At 44.5% G+C, this 19,494-nt stretch carries 23 protein-coding genes and 4 tRNA genes; 3 read left to right on the top strand and 24 right to left on the bottom strand.

Annotated features, from left to right (window positions below; genetic code table 11):
• Positions 1-9 precede the first annotated feature (9 nt).
• The 6 genes from ACFSVM_RS17620 to ACFSVM_RS17595 form a co-directional block, all read right to left on the bottom strand.
• Positions 10-312, bottom strand: coding sequence for a DUF1292 domain-containing protein (locus tag ACFSVM_RS17620; RefSeq protein ID WP_047910914.1), 303 nt, complete (start codon positions 310-312; stop codon positions 10-12).
• A gap of 126 nt (positions 313-438) precedes the next feature.
• Positions 439-996 carry a copper amine oxidase gene (locus tag ACFSVM_RS17615; protein ID WP_076313195.1) on the bottom strand — a complete coding sequence of 186 codons (558 nt, stop codon included), beginning with the start codon at positions 994-996 and terminating at the stop codon, positions 439-441.
• 186 nt (positions 997-1,182) lie between these two features.
• Positions 1,183-1,377: a hypothetical protein gene (locus ACFSVM_RS17610; protein ID WP_076313196.1), complete on the bottom strand. Its 195-nt coding sequence runs from the start codon at positions 1,375-1,377 to the stop codon at positions 1,183-1,185.
• Between the two features lie 393 nt (positions 1,378-1,770).
• Positions 1,771-2,010: a DUF3892 domain-containing protein gene (locus tag ACFSVM_RS17605; protein ID WP_379263643.1), complete on the bottom strand. Its 240-nt coding sequence runs from the start codon at positions 2,008-2,010 to the stop codon at positions 1,771-1,773.
• A 123-nt stretch (positions 2,011-2,133) separates the two neighbouring features.
• Positions 2,134-2,577 (bottom strand): GNAT family N-acetyltransferase, encoded by a 444-nt coding sequence (locus ACFSVM_RS17600; RefSeq protein WP_076313198.1) that lies wholly within the window; start codon positions 2,575-2,577, stop codon positions 2,134-2,136.
• Positions 2,578-2,695: 118 nt separating this feature from the next.
• The gene (locus tag ACFSVM_RS17595) at positions 2,696-2,917 is read right to left on the bottom strand and encodes a hypothetical protein (protein WP_090725427.1); all 222 of its coding nucleotides are present in this window, start codon (positions 2,915-2,917) and stop codon (positions 2,696-2,698) included.
• Between the two features lie 136 nt (positions 2,918-3,053).
• Here ACFSVM_RS17595 and ACFSVM_RS17590 point away from each other — a divergent pair.
• Positions 3,054-3,126: transfer RNA gene (locus ACFSVM_RS17590), tRNA-Val, on the top strand.
• A gap of 113 nt (positions 3,127-3,239) precedes the next feature.
• Here the strand turns inward: ACFSVM_RS17590 and ACFSVM_RS17585 are convergent.
• The 6 genes from ACFSVM_RS17585 to ACFSVM_RS17560 form a co-directional block, all read right to left on the bottom strand.
• Positions 3,240-3,863: a hypothetical protein gene (locus tag ACFSVM_RS17585; protein WP_379263641.1), complete on the bottom strand. Its 624-nt coding sequence runs from the start codon at positions 3,861-3,863 to the stop codon at positions 3,240-3,242.
• Between the two features lie 335 nt (positions 3,864-4,198).
• Positions 4,199-4,612 carry a WGxxGxxG family protein gene (locus ACFSVM_RS17580; protein WP_076313201.1) on the bottom strand — a complete coding sequence of 138 codons (414 nt, stop codon included), beginning with the start codon at positions 4,610-4,612 and terminating at the stop codon, positions 4,199-4,201.
• 257 nt (positions 4,613-4,869) lie between these two features.
• Positions 4,870-5,289: a hypothetical protein gene (locus ACFSVM_RS17575; protein WP_090725424.1), complete on the bottom strand. Its 420-nt coding sequence runs from the start codon at positions 5,287-5,289 to the stop codon at positions 4,870-4,872.
• 28 nt (positions 5,290-5,317) lie between these two features.
• Positions 5,318-5,986 carry a uracil-DNA glycosylase gene (locus ACFSVM_RS17570; RefSeq protein ID WP_379263638.1) on the bottom strand — a complete coding sequence of 223 codons (669 nt, stop codon included), beginning with the start codon at positions 5,984-5,986 and terminating at the stop codon, positions 5,318-5,320.
• A 101-nt stretch (positions 5,987-6,087) separates the two neighbouring features.
• A tRNA-Leu gene (locus tag ACFSVM_RS17565) sits at positions 6,088-6,173 on the bottom strand.
• Positions 6,174-6,412: 239 nt separating this feature from the next.
• Positions 6,413-6,814 (bottom strand): hypothetical protein, encoded by a 402-nt coding sequence (locus ACFSVM_RS17560; protein ID WP_090725422.1) that lies wholly within the window; start codon positions 6,812-6,814, stop codon positions 6,413-6,415.
• Positions 6,815-7,301: 487 nt separating this feature from the next.
• Between ACFSVM_RS17560 and ACFSVM_RS17555 the strand changes: the two genes are divergently transcribed.
• Together ACFSVM_RS17555 and ACFSVM_RS17550 are read left to right on the top strand one after the other, a co-directional pair.
• Positions 7,302-7,520, top strand: a complete 219-nt coding sequence (locus ACFSVM_RS17555) for a hypothetical protein (RefSeq protein ID WP_076313205.1) — start codon at positions 7,302-7,304, stop codon at positions 7,518-7,520.
• Between the two features lie 120 nt (positions 7,521-7,640).
• Complete coding sequence (locus ACFSVM_RS17550) at positions 7,641-7,862, top strand: DUF2905 domain-containing protein (RefSeq protein ID WP_090725530.1); 222 nt, start codon at positions 7,641-7,643, stop codon at positions 7,860-7,862.
• Positions 7,863-7,869: 7 nt separating this feature from the next.
• On the opposite strand, the gene ACFSVM_RS17545 is transcribed toward ACFSVM_RS17550, so the two are convergent.
• The 12 genes from ACFSVM_RS17545 to ACFSVM_RS17490 form a co-directional block, all read right to left on the bottom strand.
• A complete protein-coding gene (locus ACFSVM_RS17545; RefSeq protein ID WP_090725421.1) occupies positions 7,870-8,154 on the bottom strand; it encodes a hypothetical protein in 285 nt (94 codons plus the stop codon).
• 12 nt (positions 8,155-8,166) lie between these two features.
• Positions 8,167-8,367 carry a hypothetical protein gene (locus ACFSVM_RS17540; RefSeq protein WP_090725419.1) on the bottom strand — a complete coding sequence of 67 codons (201 nt, stop codon included), beginning with the start codon at positions 8,365-8,367 and terminating at the stop codon, positions 8,167-8,169.
• A 220-nt stretch (positions 8,368-8,587) separates the two neighbouring features.
• Positions 8,588-9,658 carry a hemolysin family protein gene (locus ACFSVM_RS17535; protein WP_076313209.1) on the bottom strand — a complete coding sequence of 357 codons (1,071 nt, stop codon included), beginning with the start codon at positions 9,656-9,658 and terminating at the stop codon, positions 8,588-8,590.
• A 78-nt stretch (positions 9,659-9,736) separates the two neighbouring features.
• Complete coding sequence (locus tag ACFSVM_RS17530) at positions 9,737-11,041, bottom strand: hemolysin family protein (RefSeq protein ID WP_076313210.1); 1,305 nt, start codon at positions 11,039-11,041, stop codon at positions 9,737-9,739.
• A 680-nt stretch (positions 11,042-11,721) separates the two neighbouring features.
• Positions 11,722-11,795, bottom strand: a tRNA-Ile gene (locus ACFSVM_RS17525).
• Positions 11,796-11,840: 45 nt separating this feature from the next.
• A tRNA-Met gene (locus ACFSVM_RS17520) sits at positions 11,841-11,914 on the bottom strand.
• A 92-nt stretch (positions 11,915-12,006) separates the two neighbouring features.
• Positions 12,007-12,171, bottom strand: coding sequence for a hypothetical protein (locus ACFSVM_RS17515; protein ID WP_170862441.1), 165 nt, complete (start codon positions 12,169-12,171; stop codon positions 12,007-12,009).
• 123 nt (positions 12,172-12,294) lie between these two features.
• Positions 12,295-13,770, bottom strand: coding sequence for an ABC transporter substrate-binding protein (locus tag ACFSVM_RS17510; protein WP_090725418.1), 1,476 nt, complete (start codon positions 13,768-13,770; stop codon positions 12,295-12,297).
• 21 nt (positions 13,771-13,791) lie between these two features.
• Positions 13,792-14,646 (bottom strand): ABC transporter ATP-binding protein, encoded by an 855-nt coding sequence (locus ACFSVM_RS17505; protein WP_090725417.1) that lies wholly within the window; start codon positions 14,644-14,646, stop codon positions 13,792-13,794.
• A 1-nt stretch (position 14,647) separates the two neighbouring features.
• Positions 14,648-17,608 (bottom strand): ABC transporter permease, encoded by a 2,961-nt coding sequence (locus tag ACFSVM_RS17500; RefSeq protein WP_090725415.1) that lies wholly within the window; start codon positions 17,606-17,608, stop codon positions 14,648-14,650.
• Positions 17,608-18,714 (bottom strand): efflux RND transporter periplasmic adaptor subunit, encoded by a 1,107-nt coding sequence (locus ACFSVM_RS17495; protein ID WP_090725413.1) that lies wholly within the window; start codon positions 18,712-18,714, stop codon positions 17,608-17,610. Before ACFSVM_RS17495 ends, ACFSVM_RS17500 begins: the two co-directional genes overlap by 1 nt.
• Positions 18,677-19,447 carry an ABC transporter ATP-binding protein gene (locus ACFSVM_RS17490; RefSeq protein WP_371264563.1) on the bottom strand — a complete coding sequence of 257 codons (771 nt, stop codon included), beginning with the start codon at positions 19,445-19,447 and terminating at the stop codon, positions 18,677-18,679. The genes ACFSVM_RS17495 and ACFSVM_RS17490 overlap by 38 nt, the downstream gene beginning before the upstream one ends.
• Between the last annotated feature and the right edge of the window lie 47 nt (positions 19,448-19,494).

The following is a 19,494-nucleotide window of genomic DNA, read 5'->3' as shown; positions in this document are numbered from 1 at the left end:
ATGCGTCGATTACTCGTTCTCGACCATTTCGTTGAAAGCCGCTTCAACACGGTTCCACTCTTCTTCATCTTCGATTTGATACAACGCAACTTCTTCATTCTCTTCTTCCAGTCGGAGGATCAATCCGTCCGCTTCAGGATTATCGCGCTCGAGCAGTACCGCATACTCTTTGCCGTCTACGTCAAAAGTTTGCGCCAGGATCATTTCGACCTCTGCACCATTCTCGTCTGTCAGGGTAAGAACAGCCATTTCGTGTTCATGATCGTGGTCATGGTTGCAATGTTCGTCGTGAACATGATTGTGATCGCTCATGAGAATACCTCACTTTTATATTTATATTGTAATCATACGATAGGCATTTGTAACATCATACTACGGTCGCACTTGTAATCATACGGACGTATCGTAACACTATTACGGGACAAAATCAATGAAACTCTAATCCAAGGCCGTAATCACTTTTTCCGAAACAAGGAAGAACGAATTGCTGCCTGACGGTTTCATATAGAACCCTACTTTATAATTCCCGCTTTTTTTAAAATCATAAGTAAAATCATTTGTTTTGAACCAAAAATTATCCTTCGATCCGCTGCCCAGCTTCTCGGATTGTATATTTTTCACGTTTCCGGAGGGGTCGGTGATCGCTACTTTGACCTCAGAAATTTTCCCATCCAGACTATCGACCTGACTTAACACGTTAAACTTTAATTTACCTACATTGACATTCCCAAACACCGTCTCACCTTTGAACAAAGTGATATGCACATTCGGCTTGGTAATGGTAACCTTGCCATTTCCTGAATCCCATGAAGCAAGCCCGCTAATCTCACGGACCGGAGCGTATGTCGTTCCATTTATAAAGTAACCACCGCCGCTTACTTCTTGCCCATTAATAATGACACGAATTCGTTCGGTAACCGAGTCAGCAAACAACATGGATCCGCTGCCCAAGAGCGAGAACACAATTGCAAGGGCAAGCGTTCTTTTCCACTTCATAAGCTCTTGTTCCCCTCCAGCAATGAGAATATAGTATGTCTATTTATACTTCATCCCGGAGAACAAGTTGCGGTACGTTTGGAAAATTTTTCAGAAAAATTTACGAAATATGTATCCTGCCGCTTCTTCTATGCTGGGTTTAACATGCACCGTTCCTTGAAAGGGCCCGGTGCACGTCATTTGGGTCTAACCTTTAGGCTTGGTCAAGATGCAAGGGACGCCCTTCCCTACTGCTCCCGGTTCCCGCATGCGCTCTGCGTATGCCATTCCGCGTTCACACGGTGTTTTACAGACTTCACACACCTCGGACGTCACCAGCTTCATACTTGTCCGCACCTTTTCCTTACTTGACCCGCCTTTATTCCCCTTCCCCTTTGCCATGGATGCTTCCCCTCTTTCGTAGGTGTTTAAGGCATGTTCATCTGCAGCTTCGTGTGCCTGGTAATGCATTGTATGGGGATTCGCGGAGAAGGTGCATAAGAGAGTGCGTTGGTGCTCCATTTTGACGCTTCATTTTTTGACTCCCTCTCTCCGGTTGCTTCAGGCGCTCCATTTTTTGACTCCCTCTCTCCGGTTGCTTCGCAAAAGTCAGGCGCTCCATTTTTTGGCTCCCTCTCTCCGGTTGCTTCGCAAAAGTCGTTCGGGCTCCAAAAAATTCCGCTGAAGGTGTAAAGACTAAACTATGTTTTGACAATGGACTTAGTCATTGTTAAAAAGCAAACAAAAAGGGAAGCCCTATACTCAAGCTTCCCTTTGACAAACGATCAAGATATTTTATTGAAAGATAGGCAGTTGATCCAAATTATTCGTCGGATCACCATCGGCATCTCCGCGAATACGAAGGGAGCCATCTTTCGCTTTGAATACATTAACTCCTGCAATGGATCCGGTTTGGATCTCATTCAACGCTTCATTGTAATCAAGCACTCGGCCCGTTGACGTCTTAAATGCGGTTAAATCTCCGTCTCCGTTTTTTTGAACGGCAACAAATTGCTCGCGTGTGTTATTTTCCATAAGAACATACACTCCTTTTTTGCAGCCATAGTTTGTAACCTGCTCGGATTCAGGATAACCTGATCTCCGACATCTATGATTGTGCCCAATAAGTGGACTTCTTATGAAAGATAATATTCTCGCTTAGAGCTTTTTCTGCATCCGTACGTGCAGTATACCTGCATCATAGAAAGGCTCGTCCGAGATCACTTCATATCCAAGCTTCTTATAGAAGCCTTCTGCCTGACATTGTGCATCCAATATAGAGTAGGCTAATCCCAGGTCTTTTGCTCTTTCTTCAAGCGCCATAATCAGTACACGACCATATCCGTTTACCCGATAAGGCTTCAGGACAGCAATTCTTTGAAGCTTTGCTGTATCTTTTTTATAATAAATCAAGCGGCCGGTAGCCACCATCTCTTGTCCATCCTGAATTAAAATATGGTGTGCATCCGGACTCAGAACATCATATTGGTCTATTTCCTCTTCTATTGGAACGTTCTGTTCCTCTACGAACACCGTTTTGCGAATGTTCAGCCCAGCTTCAAGCTGTTCTTGTGTTGTAACATTAATAATCTCGGCTGGCATACGTCTCCCCCTCTTACTATCCATAAATGCAAAAATCCAAACCATTATACACTACATCAGCAGTGATCGTACAGTCTGTCTTCGATATGGATAATTAAAGCAAGCATGTGCACCTTTGCTACGGTAAAAATGTTTCTTCATTTGATGGCTTGGAGTAAACTTCATCGCCTACGGATTTTCGATATACCTCATCGATTACAGGAAGATCTGAATCAGCTGGCTCAATCAGCTGCAGGTTAATTGTTTCCTGTGAAGGAGTTAAGGTGCATCCTGTTATGCTGGTTAATACTATTCCACAGATCATAAGTATGATCAGACTACGGGTCACACTTCTGTTCATAGAACCCCATCCTCTTGTTGTAATTTTCATCCTTTTAAGGTTGCTCATTTGAGGGAAAATTAAACATAGGACAGGGATTGACATCACATAATAAGCCTGATAATATAAATTTATTCACTTTTTATTATTATTCCATGATCTGTTAGCTCAGCTGGGAGAGCACTATCTTGACAGGGTAGGGGTCAGTGGTTCGAGCCCACTACAGATCATCACTGAGAAACCCTTGTATATCAAGGGTTTCTCTTTTTTTCTCAGCTCATATGATGTAGTGCGGACTATCCTTCTCGACTCTTATTCTTTAAATTTATGTACTCCCCTGATCTCACCGATTCCATCCAAACAGATTCAATATAGAACGCAATGATTGTGTTGACTCTTTGGCGTATGCCTTCAGTTCCACATAATAAGCAGGCCCCTCTATGGTCTCCACCCTTGTCTCATATGTAAAACATGAACCCAGCAGCTCTTTTCTCCTACTGCGAAATTTAAAAAACTCGGATAAATGACCATCCCTTATCTGTGTATCACTTGCCTCCAGCGCAAGACGAAGACATTGCCTTTCCCGACTCCTAAGCTCCACATTCTCTTCAAGAAGAGGGTAGGTTAAACCCAATAGCTCATCTGGGAACCTCTTCTCTTCGCACAAATACTGGAATCCATGAAACAGCTCATGCACAAGGAGTGACTTGATCTCTGCCATATCCTCAATTCCTTCCACGTTCACAATTGCTGTAGGATGATCTTTATACATAATTAACGTATTACCGACGAATGGCTGGTCCCATTTCAATTGATGAAACGTATCTGATTGAAATTTGGGATGGTGAAATAGGAAAACTTCGCTCGAGTTATATATCGCGTAGGCGACTTTTCGAAATCCCTGCCATAACGGTTCTACATCGAGCTCAAGCAGCACATCTGCTGCAGAATGAAAGTTGATTCCCATGTTTATTCTTCCTCTCAGTTTTCATTTGGTGAGATGTTTGAGGAGATTATACCAAAAAATAAAGGACCCGCAGATACCTGGGATCCTTTATTTTTTGGTGATTAGTATAGAATGGTTTTGGAAATGATGACAAGTAGAATGAAAAGAACAAGAATCGCTCCGATGGAAGACCAACCATTGTAACCTCCACAATATCCGGATCTAGATACTTCACTCATGCTGCTCTCCTCCTTATCTCTAAGGTATGAGATAGTATATGAATACCTAGATTAGATGACAGGGCGGGTATCCTGATTTTTCAACTCTTTTTTGTCACTTTTCTCTGTTTACTCCAATTATTTCGCGTGATGAGGTGTTCCCTCATGCTTCTCTTTGCGAAGCCCGGCAAGGCCGAACAGACCTAACAAACCAAGCCATCCCCAGCCGTTTCCACGATCTGTTGTCGCGTTTGCTCGAACGTTATTGGTACCATAAGTACCATTGTTGTAAGCATTGGTATTGTAAGTTCCAGTTCCAGTACCTCTGCCATCGTACATATTATTGTTCATGTTGTTCATTGTGCGAGTACGATTCATGTTTGTTGTACCGTTGTCTGTCCCATCAATACCCAAGTTTTTTTCCAAACGATTAACCGAATTCTTAACCGGATTATCGTTCATATGGTTTGTGTTCGTTTCAGCCATTGCCGGAACAGCAATTACCATAGAAATACTTGCAGCTGCTAAAGTGGCTGCCCATTGCTTTTTCATCATCATTCACCCCACTGATTATTGTTTTGGCCTGTCGCTTGTATAATCCCCTCCGCAATTTAAAGTTATACAAGCATCAATGTGGGGGAAAAATGGGGCAAATCCTAATTTTTATGTACAGCAAAAAACCCACCGTTTGCAGCCGGTGAGTTTTCATATATACCAATCATCTCTTGAAGGGTTACGAGTACAGAATACCGCATGATTATTAACGCTGCATGATAGAAACATAAAATTTAAATTAAAATAATGAGATCTTATCCACGCCTTGACCTCACAACGAACGTATACAGTTCTTTATCAAGGACTGTCCCGTCTTCAAGTACCACATTATGGTCGTCATGAGAGCTGATTGTCGTCCGGTACGAAATTAGCTTAACCCCTTTCCATACCGTTACCGCAGATTTGAAGTAAATTGCATTATCAAATTGAATCGACTGACGCATCACATATCCGACCGTATGAATAGAAGATCTTGCTCTTTTCTTGCCTTTTCCATAGGCATCCTCAGGCAAGGGATGAATTCGTACAATTTGACTAAACGGAATCTTGACTCTCTTCGCTCCTACGACGATGATTTCGGCATCTGCATCCCACTTCAGCAATATCCCTTGAACGGGATCTTTACGACCACCTGCTCGTTCCACCAGCACTCTTTGGCCTACCCAGTGTTTCATTCTCCCGTTCACCTCCGTGTTCTTCTTGTTACTTGTCCGAGATTATCCAATTTACTTGCTTGATTCCTTCTTCTTCCAAGAAGGCGTTCGCTCGAGAAAATGGATGGCTTCCAAAAAAACCGTGCCGAGCTGCAAGCGGACTCGGGTGAGCTGATTCTATAACCAGATGACGGGAACGATCTATGAAGGCCCCCTTCTTCTGTGCGTGACTTCCCCAGAGCATAAACACGACAGGCTGCTCCCGGACATTCAAATTCCCAATTACCGCGTCAGTAAACCGCTCCCATCCGATATGGCGATGTGAAGCAGGTTCTCCCTCTCTCACAGTTAATACGTTATTTAGTAACAGAACTCCTTCCTCCGCCCAATCCTGAAGAGACCCATGTGTAGGGATGGACACCCCAAGATCACTATGTAATTCTTTATATATATTTCGCAAAGATGGAGGGATTTTAACCCCTTTTTTGACAGAAAAACTTAGCCCTTCCGCCTGACCCGCTCCATGATATGGATCTTGTCCAATAATCACAACCTTTGTATTCGCATACGAGGTCAATTTCAACGCATTGAATATGTCTTCCTTCGGAGGATATATCGTTTGCGTCTTATATTCAACAGCCAGCTTCAATCGAAGCTCTTGCATATAATCCTTACTCATCTCGTCCCGCAGCAGTTCATCCCAGTCATTATTAAACATATATCTGCTCTCCTCATTCCCAATCACTTTATACCATATATAGATATCTAAAAAAATAAGCTGGACTCCTGTTAGGAGCCAGCCTATTTCATCTAAATGTATGCCGAGGACGGGGGTCGAACCCGTACGATGGTCACCCATCGCAGGATTTTAAGTCCTGTGCGTCTGCCAATTCCGCCACCCCGGCGTATGTGTATAGACTGTTTAACCAAACTCAGTGTAAAGTTAAAGAACAATCCACAACCACTTTCGAATTCCCCAGCAAATATGCTCAAAAATCCGGTATCTCTTATTATATATGAACAGTCACGTTTTGACAAGCTCTGTGCTTACTTATATTCATGAAATCTTGATCTGACTTTAACCGCACAAAAAAATCCACCTCTTCGAGATGGACTCCTGAACGTTTGCATCGCCATGAATAGTTTATTCTTCATGATCTAAGCGCACGGCTTTGTATAATTGGCCTTCATGTTCAACAAGAATAACCTCATTCGTGTTCGCATCTTTTAATTGAAATATCAGCGATCCCGCTTTCAAATAATTGCTTAAGCCGTCTTGACCTTTAAGCTCGTTATCCTCTGTTAATTCCGATAAAGTTACTTCCATCGTTACTTCACCTAGCTCCTCACTTGCCAACTTATCTGGAAGAACTTCCTCGGTAATTACTTTATATGGAATCCCACCAGACCATGTAACAAAAGGATCGTTGTTCTCCGTCTGAACTGTCCCTGCGGATGATTCTTCCCGCTCTGCAGAGTCTGTGGCGCAAGCAACAGGAAATAATAAGCACATCATGACGATCCCAAATTTTAATACATTCATCATATTTCTGCTCCCTCTAAGAAGTTGATCTGGTACCCTGAATAGAAAGCAGATCTACAGAATAATAACGAGCTACCTTTATTTAGCTAAAACACAGATTATTCTTCCTTGTACCCTTTCTTTCTGCTCGCCATTCTCATCCACCAAGCAATGCCACCAATACCCGCAGCAATAATTACAGCAAAGATAACGATATACCATCCATGAATATTCATTGTGCATTCCTCCTAAGATAGTTATACCCATATTATCTGCCACATTAAACTTACTCACTCATTTCTTCATATTCATCACGAATGTTTAAACTTCCGCCGAATTGGTTTATTTAACTTTAAGATATTTTTTCCTGGATTATTGTAGAAATTTAGAACTAGTTCTGATAGACTATTCGTAGACATGAAAGTGAAAAAAGATGTGATAAAACAACCAGTTTGCAATGTAATTAGACCTGATTCATTACATTAATCACTGGCATAGGGAGAATAGGCTTATGAATAAAGAAGCGATTATTGCGATGAAACGTAATCAGCAGATCATGGTACGAAGCAAAGATGGAGAGACCCTAACTGGGTATCCTGTTCCTACAGATCATTCATCAAGGCTTGTATTAAAAACAACCTTTGGTCCGGTTTGGATACCATATGAGGAAGTAGAGCAAATTACCCGGATTATCAGTATTAACCGCTCAAGAAAATTGGCTTTATCTTAAAGTTATCCTACAATGTACTGTTCATAAATTTACAACGCAATGTAAATCATAGATATGAATTAGCTGGGGCCTGGCATCATGGCTCTGGCTATTTTATTATTTAATGGGGGTGAGCTAGTAATGAACAATATGCCTAAGCTTCTCATATTTGCTGGGATTGCACTGATCGTGATTGGCTTGATCTGGATGATTCTCGGAAGATTTGTGCAACTAGGTAAATTACCAGGAGACATTTATGTAGATCGAGGGAACTTTAAATTCTATTTCCCCATTGTTACTTGTATCGTTATTAGTCTTATCCTTACGTTGATCTCCTGGATTATCCGCCACTTTATGAAATAAACAGCAGCTAGTATTTCGTCCAATAATCCATTCCATCTGATGAAGCTGGTATCGAACGCACCGACGTTTGCTCCTCTGGCTCCCAGCCCTCTAGAATCATAATGTGTTCTGTAGATGATTGATCCTGCCACTTAATAAATCCTTGTCTTTCTAACTCTCTTAGAGCCTTCCGAATACCACTTTCTGTTCTTCCGGTCTTGACTTCCAGTTCCATCATTTGAGGCATGCGTCTCCGCTGCCCACAAAAATTGTATAGGATCCGCAGCAGTTTGCGTTCAAAATCAGGCATCATCCTCATCACTCCCTAAGCTGTTATCGTTGCTCTAACAGGTCGCCAAGCCAGCACATTCTCCTCGTTAAAGGTTCTCGGAGCCCCTGTATGAAGACATGTGGAATAAATTCTGCCATTTACTATTCGATGAATTTCAATATTACGTTGACTAACCTGCCCTGCTCGATCCAGATAAACGATTTCTACAACCTTGCCAATATATTTACGTGGCATAAGCTCACCCCAAATAAGAACATTTGTTTGTATCTATTATATAGGAACACACGTTCTTTTATCAACTGTAAAATTTGGCTGCTCTACCTTAAGAATTCAGTTTTATGATTAAAATGCACTAGACTTGGTCTTACGCAAAAAGACCCTTGCATACCAATATGCAAGGGTCTTTTTCCAACGATATGAGATCTATATAAACTTTCACGTATCAGATCGTCCTTTAATGGGCAGGCGCACTGTTCACTGCAATATCATCGTATTCGTCATGGATATCTCCTACGATCTCTTCCAATATGTCTTCCATCGTAACGAGCCCTGTAACTTGGCCGCTGGCATCGGTTACAAGTGCAATATGAACCCGATTCTGCTGCATTTTAGTAAGAACATCCTTAATGGGCGAGGTCTCCTTAAGACTTGGCATCGGATGAATAAAACCGTTCAGATCAAATTCTCTGCCTGCAGCAATACTTGTCAGCATTTCTTTAGTGTTGATAAAGCCAAGATATTGCTCTTTATTCCCTTTATTAATAACAGGGTAACGGGTGTACTCATACTGATGAATGACCTCAAGTATGCTCTCAAGGGACATATCACTGCTAAAGGTAGCTATTTTCCCTTTTGGAATCATGATCTCCTTCAATATGCGCTCATCAAAATCAAAAATATTCTTCAAATAATCAAGCTCTGTCTGATTAATTTCTCCACTCTCATAGCTGTTGTTGACAATCAGCTTCAGTTCTTCCTCTGAATACACGGTATCATGACCTGCAGGCTTCACACCAAAAATCTTCAACAAGAGGCGAGCCGAATTGTTCAGTGCAGTAATTACAGGATACATTATCTTACCGAACCAATACAGCGGACCTGCCAGCAGCAGAGTCATTCTCTCTGAGAACTGAATAGCCAGTGTCTTCGGAGCAAGCTCACCAATAACAACGTGCAGGAAGGAAACAACCGACAAGGCAATAACATAGGATAATACCGTCGATAGGGCTGCCGGCAGATTCCAGCTATCAAAAACCGGATGAAGCATTTTCTCGACTGTTGGTTCACCCAATGCACCCAGAACGAGCGCCGTAATCGTGATTCCCAGCTGACACGCCGATAGATAATAATCCAGCTCATGTGCGACCTTTTTGGCTAGAACAGCCTTCTTGTTGCCTTCCGCAATCAATTGGTCGATCCGTGACATCCTCACCTTGAGAATCGCAAATTCAGCTCCAACGAAGAATGCTGTCAGTCCAATGAATACAGCTACCAAAAACAAATTTAATGCAATTGTTCCGTCCAATGATTTCCCTCTTATAAGAGGGATTCACCTCCAGAGTCCTATAGTATTTTACATATTTAAGATCTACAAAAAACAAAATTATTGTTGAATTTTACTTAATACGACCTGCTTGATTTGGAAGTTATCCATCTCCTTGACCTTCCATACCTGCTCATCCTGTTCAACGACATCGCCTTCCTCAAGAGAAGCCCCCCGCTTGGATTGAATCCAGCCGGCAATCGTATCTACCTCATCAGCTCCGTCAAATATGAAGCCGAATTGCTTCTCCAGCTCATCCAGTAAGACTCGGCCACTGATTAGATATTCGTTCTCTCCAAGCTGCTGGATGTCGGCCTTCTCATCACTGTCAAATTCATCGCGAATCTCGCCAACGATCTCCTCTAGAATATCCTCCATCGTTATAATCCCGGAAGTACCGCCGTATTCATCAATAACGACTGCCATATGCACCCTTTGCTGCTGCATTTTGATCATCGCTTCCTGAATTGGTGTAATTTCCGAGACATACGGCAGCTCACGCACAAATTCTTCAAGGCGATGCTCACTTCCGTCTACGATATGAGGGAGCATCTTCTTCACGTTGACTACACCGATAATTTTGTCCTTATCTCCAGCTTCAACAACCGGATACCGTGAGTAATTATACTCATCAAAAATAGGAACAATATCTGCATAAACCATGTCGATATCGAGCGTTACCAGATCCACACGCGGAACCATGATGTCTTTCGCGTCCCGTTCATCAAAGGAAAATACATTTTCCATATAAGCAAGCTTTGTCTGATTGATCTCGCCGCCTTCGTAGCTCTGATTCATGATGATCTTGATCTCATCCTCAGAATACGCCTGTTCGTGACCCGCTGGCTTAACCCCGAAAGCACGCAGCATAACGCGTGAAGAACCGTTCAATGCCCAAATGAATGGGGACATGATCTTACCGAACCAATAGAGAGGTGCTGCGAGCAGCAAGGTCATCTTCTCCGCAAATTGGATCGCCAATGTCTTCGGTGCCATTTCACCTACAACCACGTGCAGGAAGGTAACTAAGATAAATGCAATCGCATAGGAAGCCACAGATGAAACAGCCTCGGACAAATCAAAGTAGTTAAACACCGGATACAGCAGGCTCTCAACAGCCGGTTTACCCAGCGCTCCCAGACCAAGTGCAGTAACCGTAATACCGAGCTGACAGGCTGACAAATAATAATCCAGATCTGTAGCTACTTTTTTGGCAACCACTGCTTTCTTGTTTCCTTCAGCGATAAGCTGATCGATACGCGACATTCGTATCTTAACTACAGCAAACTCAGCAGCAACGAAAAACGCAGTAAGCGCAAGTAATATGACAAGTAATATTAAATTGGTAAACGTGATAATGTCCAATAATTTCCCTCTTAAGAGGGATTCACCTCCAGGAATATTTACAGCATCTCTATTGAATAACTGTATTTAAATTTAAAAGTTCGAATGAAATATACATTACAACTTCGGCCGATGAGGGGCGGTGTTCATGAGAAGAACCTTGTTCATGCCATCATGATCAGCCCGCTTGAATATTTTCCGTTCGTTTAATTGCGTCTGCGATTCAAAATACAGTAACGCCTTCCCAATGTGTCCACCTCCCCTCCGTAATATTCCTACAAGTATATCATGATTGATTGCTAACCATCCAGTTCAACGTTATGGTTACAGCTTTATAATAGCTGCCGATGCCTCAAGATCTTATACAAAAGGTAATGTTATCGTACCTTGATATAAGTCCAGCGTATGAATTCATTAAGAATGTACAAAACTCATTCTTTCTACAATATATTGAAAAGTCTAAATTATATAAACAATATATGGACCAATTAAACAAAAATTGCTCTATTAAACCCACCATTTTGCATGCCTATACCTATATATAAATGTACTTGATCCTCTTTCTCTGCTATGAAGTTAACTCACACATTACTTACAATATTGTAAGAGAAAAGAATGAATCCATTTCATATGAATATGAAATCGATCTAAGAAAATAAAATAAAACAGCCTTTGCTTATTACGCAAAGGCTGTTCAGGTATGGGCCCTGAGGGACTCGAACCCCCGACCAATCGGTTATGAGCCGACCGCTCTAACCAACTGAGCTAAGGGCCCTGAATCAATATTCTATTACACATATGAGTACGCTGTATGTAACAATTGCGGGGGCAGGATTTGAACCTGCGACCTTCGGGTTATGAGCCCGACGAGCTACCGAGCTGCTCCACCCCGCGTCATTAAAACTTAAAACAGCGACATCTAATAATATACATGATGTGTAATAGAATTGTCAAGGCACTTTTTTTGGAGGAACGAATGCTGCTAATTACGGAATAAAACGGACACCATACCGCCCCTTACGTGATTTGTATACCTCCACCTGCTGCGGCTCATCATGTCCATAGATCCATCCGTCCTGCTCCATCCGCTTCGCGAAGCAGCCCGCCTGAAACTTACTTCCGTATAATCTTGAATAATATACCCATTTCACTCGTGTTCATCTTCCTTTGACTCCATAGTGGATGCTGTTTCCTTTCTACCATTAGGATACCCAAATGCGAAAAAAATAGCCGCAAGATGAAATTTAATCAAGCGGCCCTTTTGATCATTTTATTTAGTTTGCACCTAATTTATCCTCGAAGCTCGCCTTCGGATCTGTCTTCAGCTTCTGCAGCATTTCATTTCCATCCTGCTCCCAGGCTTCCAGTGCTTCCTTCGGTGTCTTCTTATTCTCTACAACTTCATTGAAGTATTTCTGCCCCACGGAGTCTACCTGCCATAGATTCGGCATCTTCTGGTACAGTGTGTTCATATCCGTGCTTGTCGGGGGTATCGGCTTTAATGTGTAGAAAGCGGCAATGTTATAATCCAGTCCTTCCTTAGGCTGGATATAGCTCTTCCGTGACACCATCTCATAGCTGCTCCTTGCCTTGACCTTAGCCCATTCTTCACCGTTCAGAAACTTAATGAATTCCCATGCATCCTCTGGATTCTGAGCATTGCTGTTAATGGCCATCAGGCTGCTTAAATATACACTCCCGCCAATGCCCGGTTTCTCCTGATGTACAGGAGGAGTCACTACATCCCAATCAATCGGGTCAAACTTATCATCCGTTTCAGCGTACTTGTTATCATTAATCAGCCTTGTGACATAACTGTAGTCCGAAACAACCATAGCGAGCTTTCCTTCCATAAACATATTGCCTTGAAAAGGATTGAACTCGGTCTGCTCCGTTTGATATTCAAACATCTCCTGACCAGGCACAATTTTGTCCCGAGCCAGAGTAGCCACAGTATCCCACACTCTCTCCCAGGAATCATTGTTGACTGTCATCGTTTCCGCCTTGTCATCAAAGGTACGCAGCTGCAATGGACCAGCATACATTTGAACATTGTAGAACGGATCTCCGGCATATTGACTAAAGGAGAAGCCGTAAACCCGATCCTTGCCTTCACCACTCGTTACACGTCTTGCAAGATCAAATATATCTTCCCAAGTCGCTCCATCCGCCGGTGGTTCGACCCCGGCCTTTTGAAAAATCGCTTTGTTATAAAACAATGCAGAGGATGAAAAAGTAGGTGTCAGTGCATACAAGTTGTTATCTCCCATATCCTTGATCCCATCCAGCACAGTCGGCACAATATCCGTCGTATCAAACTCATCCTCGGCAATAAGCGGATCAAGCTGTGTCAGCATATTTTCCTGAATAAGCGACTTTAAGAGAGAGGTATCTCCGACAATGACATCCACTGGATTCTCGCCGGTCATCAGCTTCTTGACTGCTTCCAAGGTGTCTGGCTGCTCTGGCTGTTCATTCTTGGTATAGTCGAAATATTGATACTGATCCTGGTCTACTGCAGGTACAATTTCGATCGTTATATTGTCATTCAGCACCTCAAAAATATCCGTATACTGCTGTCTAAAATAGGTGTCATCATTACTTCCGTACACGGTCCCGATTCGAAGCACTCTCTCCTCTTGATCTTCAGATGGTTCATTAGAAGTACATGCTGCAAGAAGTGGGGTCAGCAAAGTCATACATGTCAGCATAGCGATGACGGGTCGACTAAATACAGATTTCTTTATCATTCCCATTCTCCCTTTCTATGGTTACTTCGGCTGCGTAATGACGATACGCTCACCATCAAACTCAAGAGTAGCCCGATTATCAATAGACAGCGCTTCTAAATACTCTCTCGGCACTTGAAGACGGCCTGCTCGATCGATAATGACAAACGCTTCATGCACCTCGCTCATGCCTGGAACAACCTCTGTGTCCAAATTGGCGTTGCGTTTCACAAATTCGGTGCTGGTAAGCCCGTCACGAATAGCAACAATTCGGTCTACCTTATTAGCTAGGGCCAGATCATGAGTGACAATGACAACACTGACGGCCAGTTCCCGATTGAGCTTGCGAAATATATCCATGATCCGGTCGCTTGTCTCGCTGTCAACAGAACCTGTAGGTTCATCAGCAAGGAGCAGACGCGGCCGATTGGCCAGAGAGATCGCAATAGCGACCCGCTGCTGCTCTCCCCCTGATAATTGCTGAAGTCTGCTGTGCATTCGGTGCTCAAGCCCTACCCATTCAAGCAGCTGTTTTGCATAGCTCCGATCATATTTCCCCCCAAGCATCATCGGTGTTTCCACATTTTCGAGAGCTGTCATGTAGGGAAGCAAATTCCGGCCATTGTTCTGCCAGATAAAGCCGACGGTGTGTCTCTTGTATTCCACAAGCTGTGCTTCGGTCATCTTGAGCAGATCCCAATCTCCCACAACCGCTGTTCCAGCAGAAGGACGATCCAGCCCCCCCAGGATATTAAGCAGTGTTGATTTGCCGCTGCCGCTGTTGCCAATAATGGCCATCATCTCACCATCTTCGACAGTCAGGTTCAGACCTTGAAGAGCTACCACTTCAACCTCGCTGGTTTTATAAATCTTGACCAATCCTTCGCAGTGAATCATATCAGCGCTCCTCTCCCATCTTCACAGCCTGATGTACTCTGAGTCTGCGAATTTGCCATAACAGCATCACTGCTCCAATGAAGAGCATGACTCCGGTTACGATATACAGCTGATTCGTATCACTGGCTTCGAACACGATCCGGAACGGAGGCACCTGAGTCTCTACATTATCTGTCGTCTGCAGGAATGGAAGAAACAATCTGCTGGCCAGCTGACCTATACCGATCCCTAGTGCTATGGATAACCCTGCCGTAAATACCTGTTCGAGCAGCAGCATCCCGCTCAGCTGACCTCTGGAGAGTCCCATCGCCCTCAGCACACCAAACTGAACGACTCTGCCTGACAGATTGAAGAACCAATACAGTACATAACCAATTAATGAAATAATAATGGAAACAAGAAATCCAAGGCTTAATATTCCAAAAACTCCGCCTCGCGAAGGATGCTTGCTCTCTGCAACAAGCTCGGTACGTACATCCTTTACAGAGGACAATTCGATCCCTGCATCGGCTAACTCCGTCATCAGAGGAGCAACTAAAGCATCGGGCTCCATCTTGAGCCACACCTCGTATGGAATCATCGGAACCTGGTCGTAGATATAATCCAAATTGGCAATGAAGAATGGTGTCTGATCCGGGTATTGTGCCGGCCAGTATGGCAGAATACCAAATACAACAAATTCGATCATCTGCTCCTGTAGAGCAATGGAAACAATGTCTCCACTTTCCAGCTGATATTTCTCCGCAAGATTGGAAGGAATAATGACGGCCCCTTCATAATGACCAAGCAGATCAAGATAACGATTCGGATGAGCTGGAAATAGATCATTACGGAACCAGGCCACCTCGGCAAAATCTACATTATCGATGCCTACAATCATTCCCTGACCTGCTGATTTACCCGAGACAATGACATTCCCTTTGGTTTGCAGAACCCTGGCAGCGTGCTCTACGCCTGGCAGCTGCCTGAATACTTCAAAAGGCGGCTCAGAGTATATCATTCTACCAGGTGCTGCGCCGCCTCCACCCGGGCCCGGATTCCCTCCACCGCCGGAATTGCCCCCGCCCCCTGGACTTACACCGGGATTGCCGCCTGTATTTCCTCCATTGTTATTTCCTCCCCCGCCAGAACTGCCCCCAGGCTCGTTCGGGTTGCCTCCCCCTCCCGAATTTCCTCCGTTGACTGGAGTCAATTCAGGGGACCCTTCCCATACCGTCTGCATAACGACATCCGTCCCATATTCATACAGCGTACGTTCTGTGGAGTTCAGATCAATGGTTCTTGCAGCAGATGCATTGTACACACCCAGTCCCAGAGTCAATACAAGCAGGATCATAAGCGGGTAATAAGAAGATGAAGACCGAGAGAGCTGAGTCAGCGTTAGATAGAGTGGAACCGGAAAAATTTTGCGGCCGATCCACTGGATCAGTTTGAGAATCAACGGAAATAACCTCAAAAAGAACAGACCCATAGCAAATATTGCGATGGCGGGCACAAAAAATAAAAATGGCTGCACCTGCAATTGATCGGTTGTCATTCCTGTTTGAAAGGTGAGCATCTGGCGTTCGTAGAACAGATAGTAGCCGTACCCAGAAATACCGAGCAATAAAATATCGAGATACCACCGCTGCCATATCGGCTTACGATCACTTCTCGCCTGTCGGCGCTTGGCATCCACAATTGTCGCTCTTGCATAATTAATTGCCGGAATAACGGAAGCGATCATGGACGCAATTACCGCAACAAGGCCTAGCCAGAGTGCATCCTGCGTTACACCTACAGGTATGGCTTTGCGATCGACGAACTCCAGGAATCCGCTGGCAGACCCTATGCTCTTCGCCATAAACCAGCCAAGAAATGGACCTGCCATCATAGCTGCCGCGCCGAGTATTAGACCCTCCAGCAAATACAATAAAATAATCTGTCTGGCCGATGCTCCCCGGCTCCGCAGAACAGCAATATCACTCTCCTGCTTCTGAAGTGATTGTCTTGCGTTCATGACGATAAAATAGAAGACCATGGCAATCATCGGAACCGCAAGTGTGAACAGCATGGTCTGCAGCTGCAAGCTCTGGGCTCTAAAGTTAGCAAGCAAATCACCGAAGGAGATATCGACTTTGGTGTCCTTTAATCGTTGATACAATTCGATATCCAACCGTTCGAGTGTTCTTCCTAGACCTGGAAGCTGGCTCGTTTGAATCTCACCCAGATCAAAGGCGTAGTACCATCTGGAGGTCTGAAGCGGAACACCTTTTTCACTCAGCAAATACGTATTCATCACTTCCGGATCAATATACAGTCCATTCATCATTCCTTCAAATCCCTGGAACCAATAAGGATCGGTCAGATCATCCGGAGTAAAAACACCAGTAATTTTGACCCTCAGCGTCAGATCAAGCCCGCTGTATACCGGATATTCCAGGATGTCACCGACATGCAGGTCGTTTCGATACATACCTTCCTCAAGCATCGCTGCCTCAATCACGTTATCCCGCACCTGATTGCCTGGCATAACACCTTGAGTCACTGTTACATGATCTTCTAAATCAGTCATTGAGCCAGCGGTCATGGTCCTGATTCTGCTGGCGTCAACTTTGGTAGGATCTTCAGGACTAACTTCCGTGCTGCGGATCGTACGGACGTTAAGATAAGTATTGTGATCGAAGCCGATGCTGCTCGAAACATCTTCCCTAATATATCGATCCACTTCGTTCAGCGAGGCAAGGTCTGTCTTCGTTCCTCCTGCCGCCTGATAGCTCATGAGCAGAGAACCTGCAGGCATACCACTGCTCTCTTCTTCCAAAGACTGAGCGACGACACGCTTTAACGCTCCATCTGCATACATGGGGATGCTGACGGTGAAACCTACAGCCACAATAAGACCAAGCAAGGTACTTAGCGTGAGCCATCTGGTGTTCCACATTTTTCGAGCCAAGAGGCGCAACAAGGGCATTCCTTTCATTACCTTCCGACCACCTTCTGTCCGGGCGTCAGACCTTTGAGGATTTCAACATCCGTCGATGTCTGCTGACCTACCTCAACGTCAACCTCCCTCTTGCTACCATCCGCCTCTACAACTTGTACATAAGTTCTGGATCCAATGGATCGAAGTGTAGAGATCGGTATTAAAACAGCATTCTCCTTACGCTGAGTTACAATCGATACGGTAAGGGGGGTACCGCGATTTAAGCCTTTAGGCCAATCATCCAGCTGAGCAATGACATATTGGTCCAGTGATTCCTGTGCAGGAGGTGTCCCTGCTCCTCCTTCTCCTCCAGAACCCGTTTCTTCGGCCAATTCCATAGGCATCACCTGAATGGTACCTGTGTGCGTACCTGCCCCATTGATATCCACTTCAGCCTTCATTCCTTGTGCAATGACTTCCAGATCCTTCTTGGCAAAAGTAGCGGCAACAACGAGATTGGATGTGTCAGCAATAGTCGCAATCGGATCGTATGCCTTCACAGCAGCTCCTTTTTCCACCTGAACACTCAGCACGGTGCCTGCAAAAGGGGCTGACAGCGTTGATTTGCCTACCTGCTCCTCCAGATCGGCCAGTTCCTGTCTTTGCTCTTCAAACGTAATTACAGCTTCTTCATATTCGACAGGGTCCATCTCGTCTTTTTTGCGGAGTGTCTCCTTCATCTGAACTTCCGCTTTTCGAATCTGCAGCTTCTTCTGGCGAATCTGCTTCTCCAGCTCCTCCACATCCAGCACAGCAATTTGCTGTCCAGCCTTTATCTTATCTCCCGGTTTGACGAACAGCTCCTTGATGTGCATGCCATCCAGTGTAAAATAAACCTTCTCCTCTCTCTGACTCATCAGCTTGCCGGAACCCGAAACCTTGGTTTCAATCGTTTCTGTACGAACCTCATATTCCGGTTTCTTGGATATGGTCGGCGGTGTGATCGGGGGTAGTACCTCCTCTTCTGGTTCTGCCGGTAGTAAGGAACAGCCGCTGAGCATAAGACCTGCTGCACCAACTAGTGCAATGCTCCGAAGGCGTCTCTTCCAGCTGGTATAGGATTCGTTATGTAATGAATTTACCGTCCACCATCTCATGAACATGGTCTGCAACCTCCAAAATCGTAGGATCATGTGTCGTCATGCAGATCGTTACTTGCTCTGTTGCAATCATATTTCGAAAAACGGCCATCACTTGTGCTCCCATCTTGGAATCAAGCTCTGCCGTTGGTTCATCCGCGAGCAGAAGCTTCGGGCGGTGTGCTATGGCCTTGGCTATTGCGACTCTCTGCTGCTCTCCGCCTGACAGCTCAAAGGGCCGGTGCTTCGCTCGTTTGGTAAGGCCCACCATATCAAGGCAATAAGCCACCCTCTCCTTCCATTCACTCCTTGGAACATTCGCCATCCGAAGGGACAGCTCTACATTTTCCCATGCAGACAGTAAGGGCATCAGAGCATACGCTTGAAAAATAAACCCAATATCCTGTCGTCTGAGCTTGGTGCGACTCCCGTCTCCTGAATCATGCAGGGGCCTTCCATTAAAATAGATCTCACCACTGGTTGGCTGATCAAGGCCGCCCAGCATATTTAGCAAGGTCGTCTTCCCCGAGCCTGACCTTCCTTTCAGCATAACAAGCTGCTCCGCATGGACCTCTAGATCAATGCCTTTCAGTACATGAATCGCCTTCCCCCCCGTCTCAAAGCTGCGATGAACATTGCACACCTTAAGAACAGGCTCGCTAGATTCCAGCTGAGATGGATCCGAATCCGAGTGTCCTATAGACTCGTTCTTCTCTTCTATGCTGATCATCTCAAGAGAAGGCTCTCTCTCAGGCAATGCATTATTCTCCTCCTGAACAAATATAGAAGAACGTTTGTCATCAT

It is taken from the genome of Paenibacillus shunpengii, assembly GCF_042684905.1.
GTDB classification, from domain to species: domain Bacteria; phylum Bacillota; class Bacilli; order Paenibacillales; family Paenibacillaceae; genus Paenibacillus; species Paenibacillus shunpengii.
This window is presented reverse-complemented; position numbering and strand designations above follow the sequence as displayed.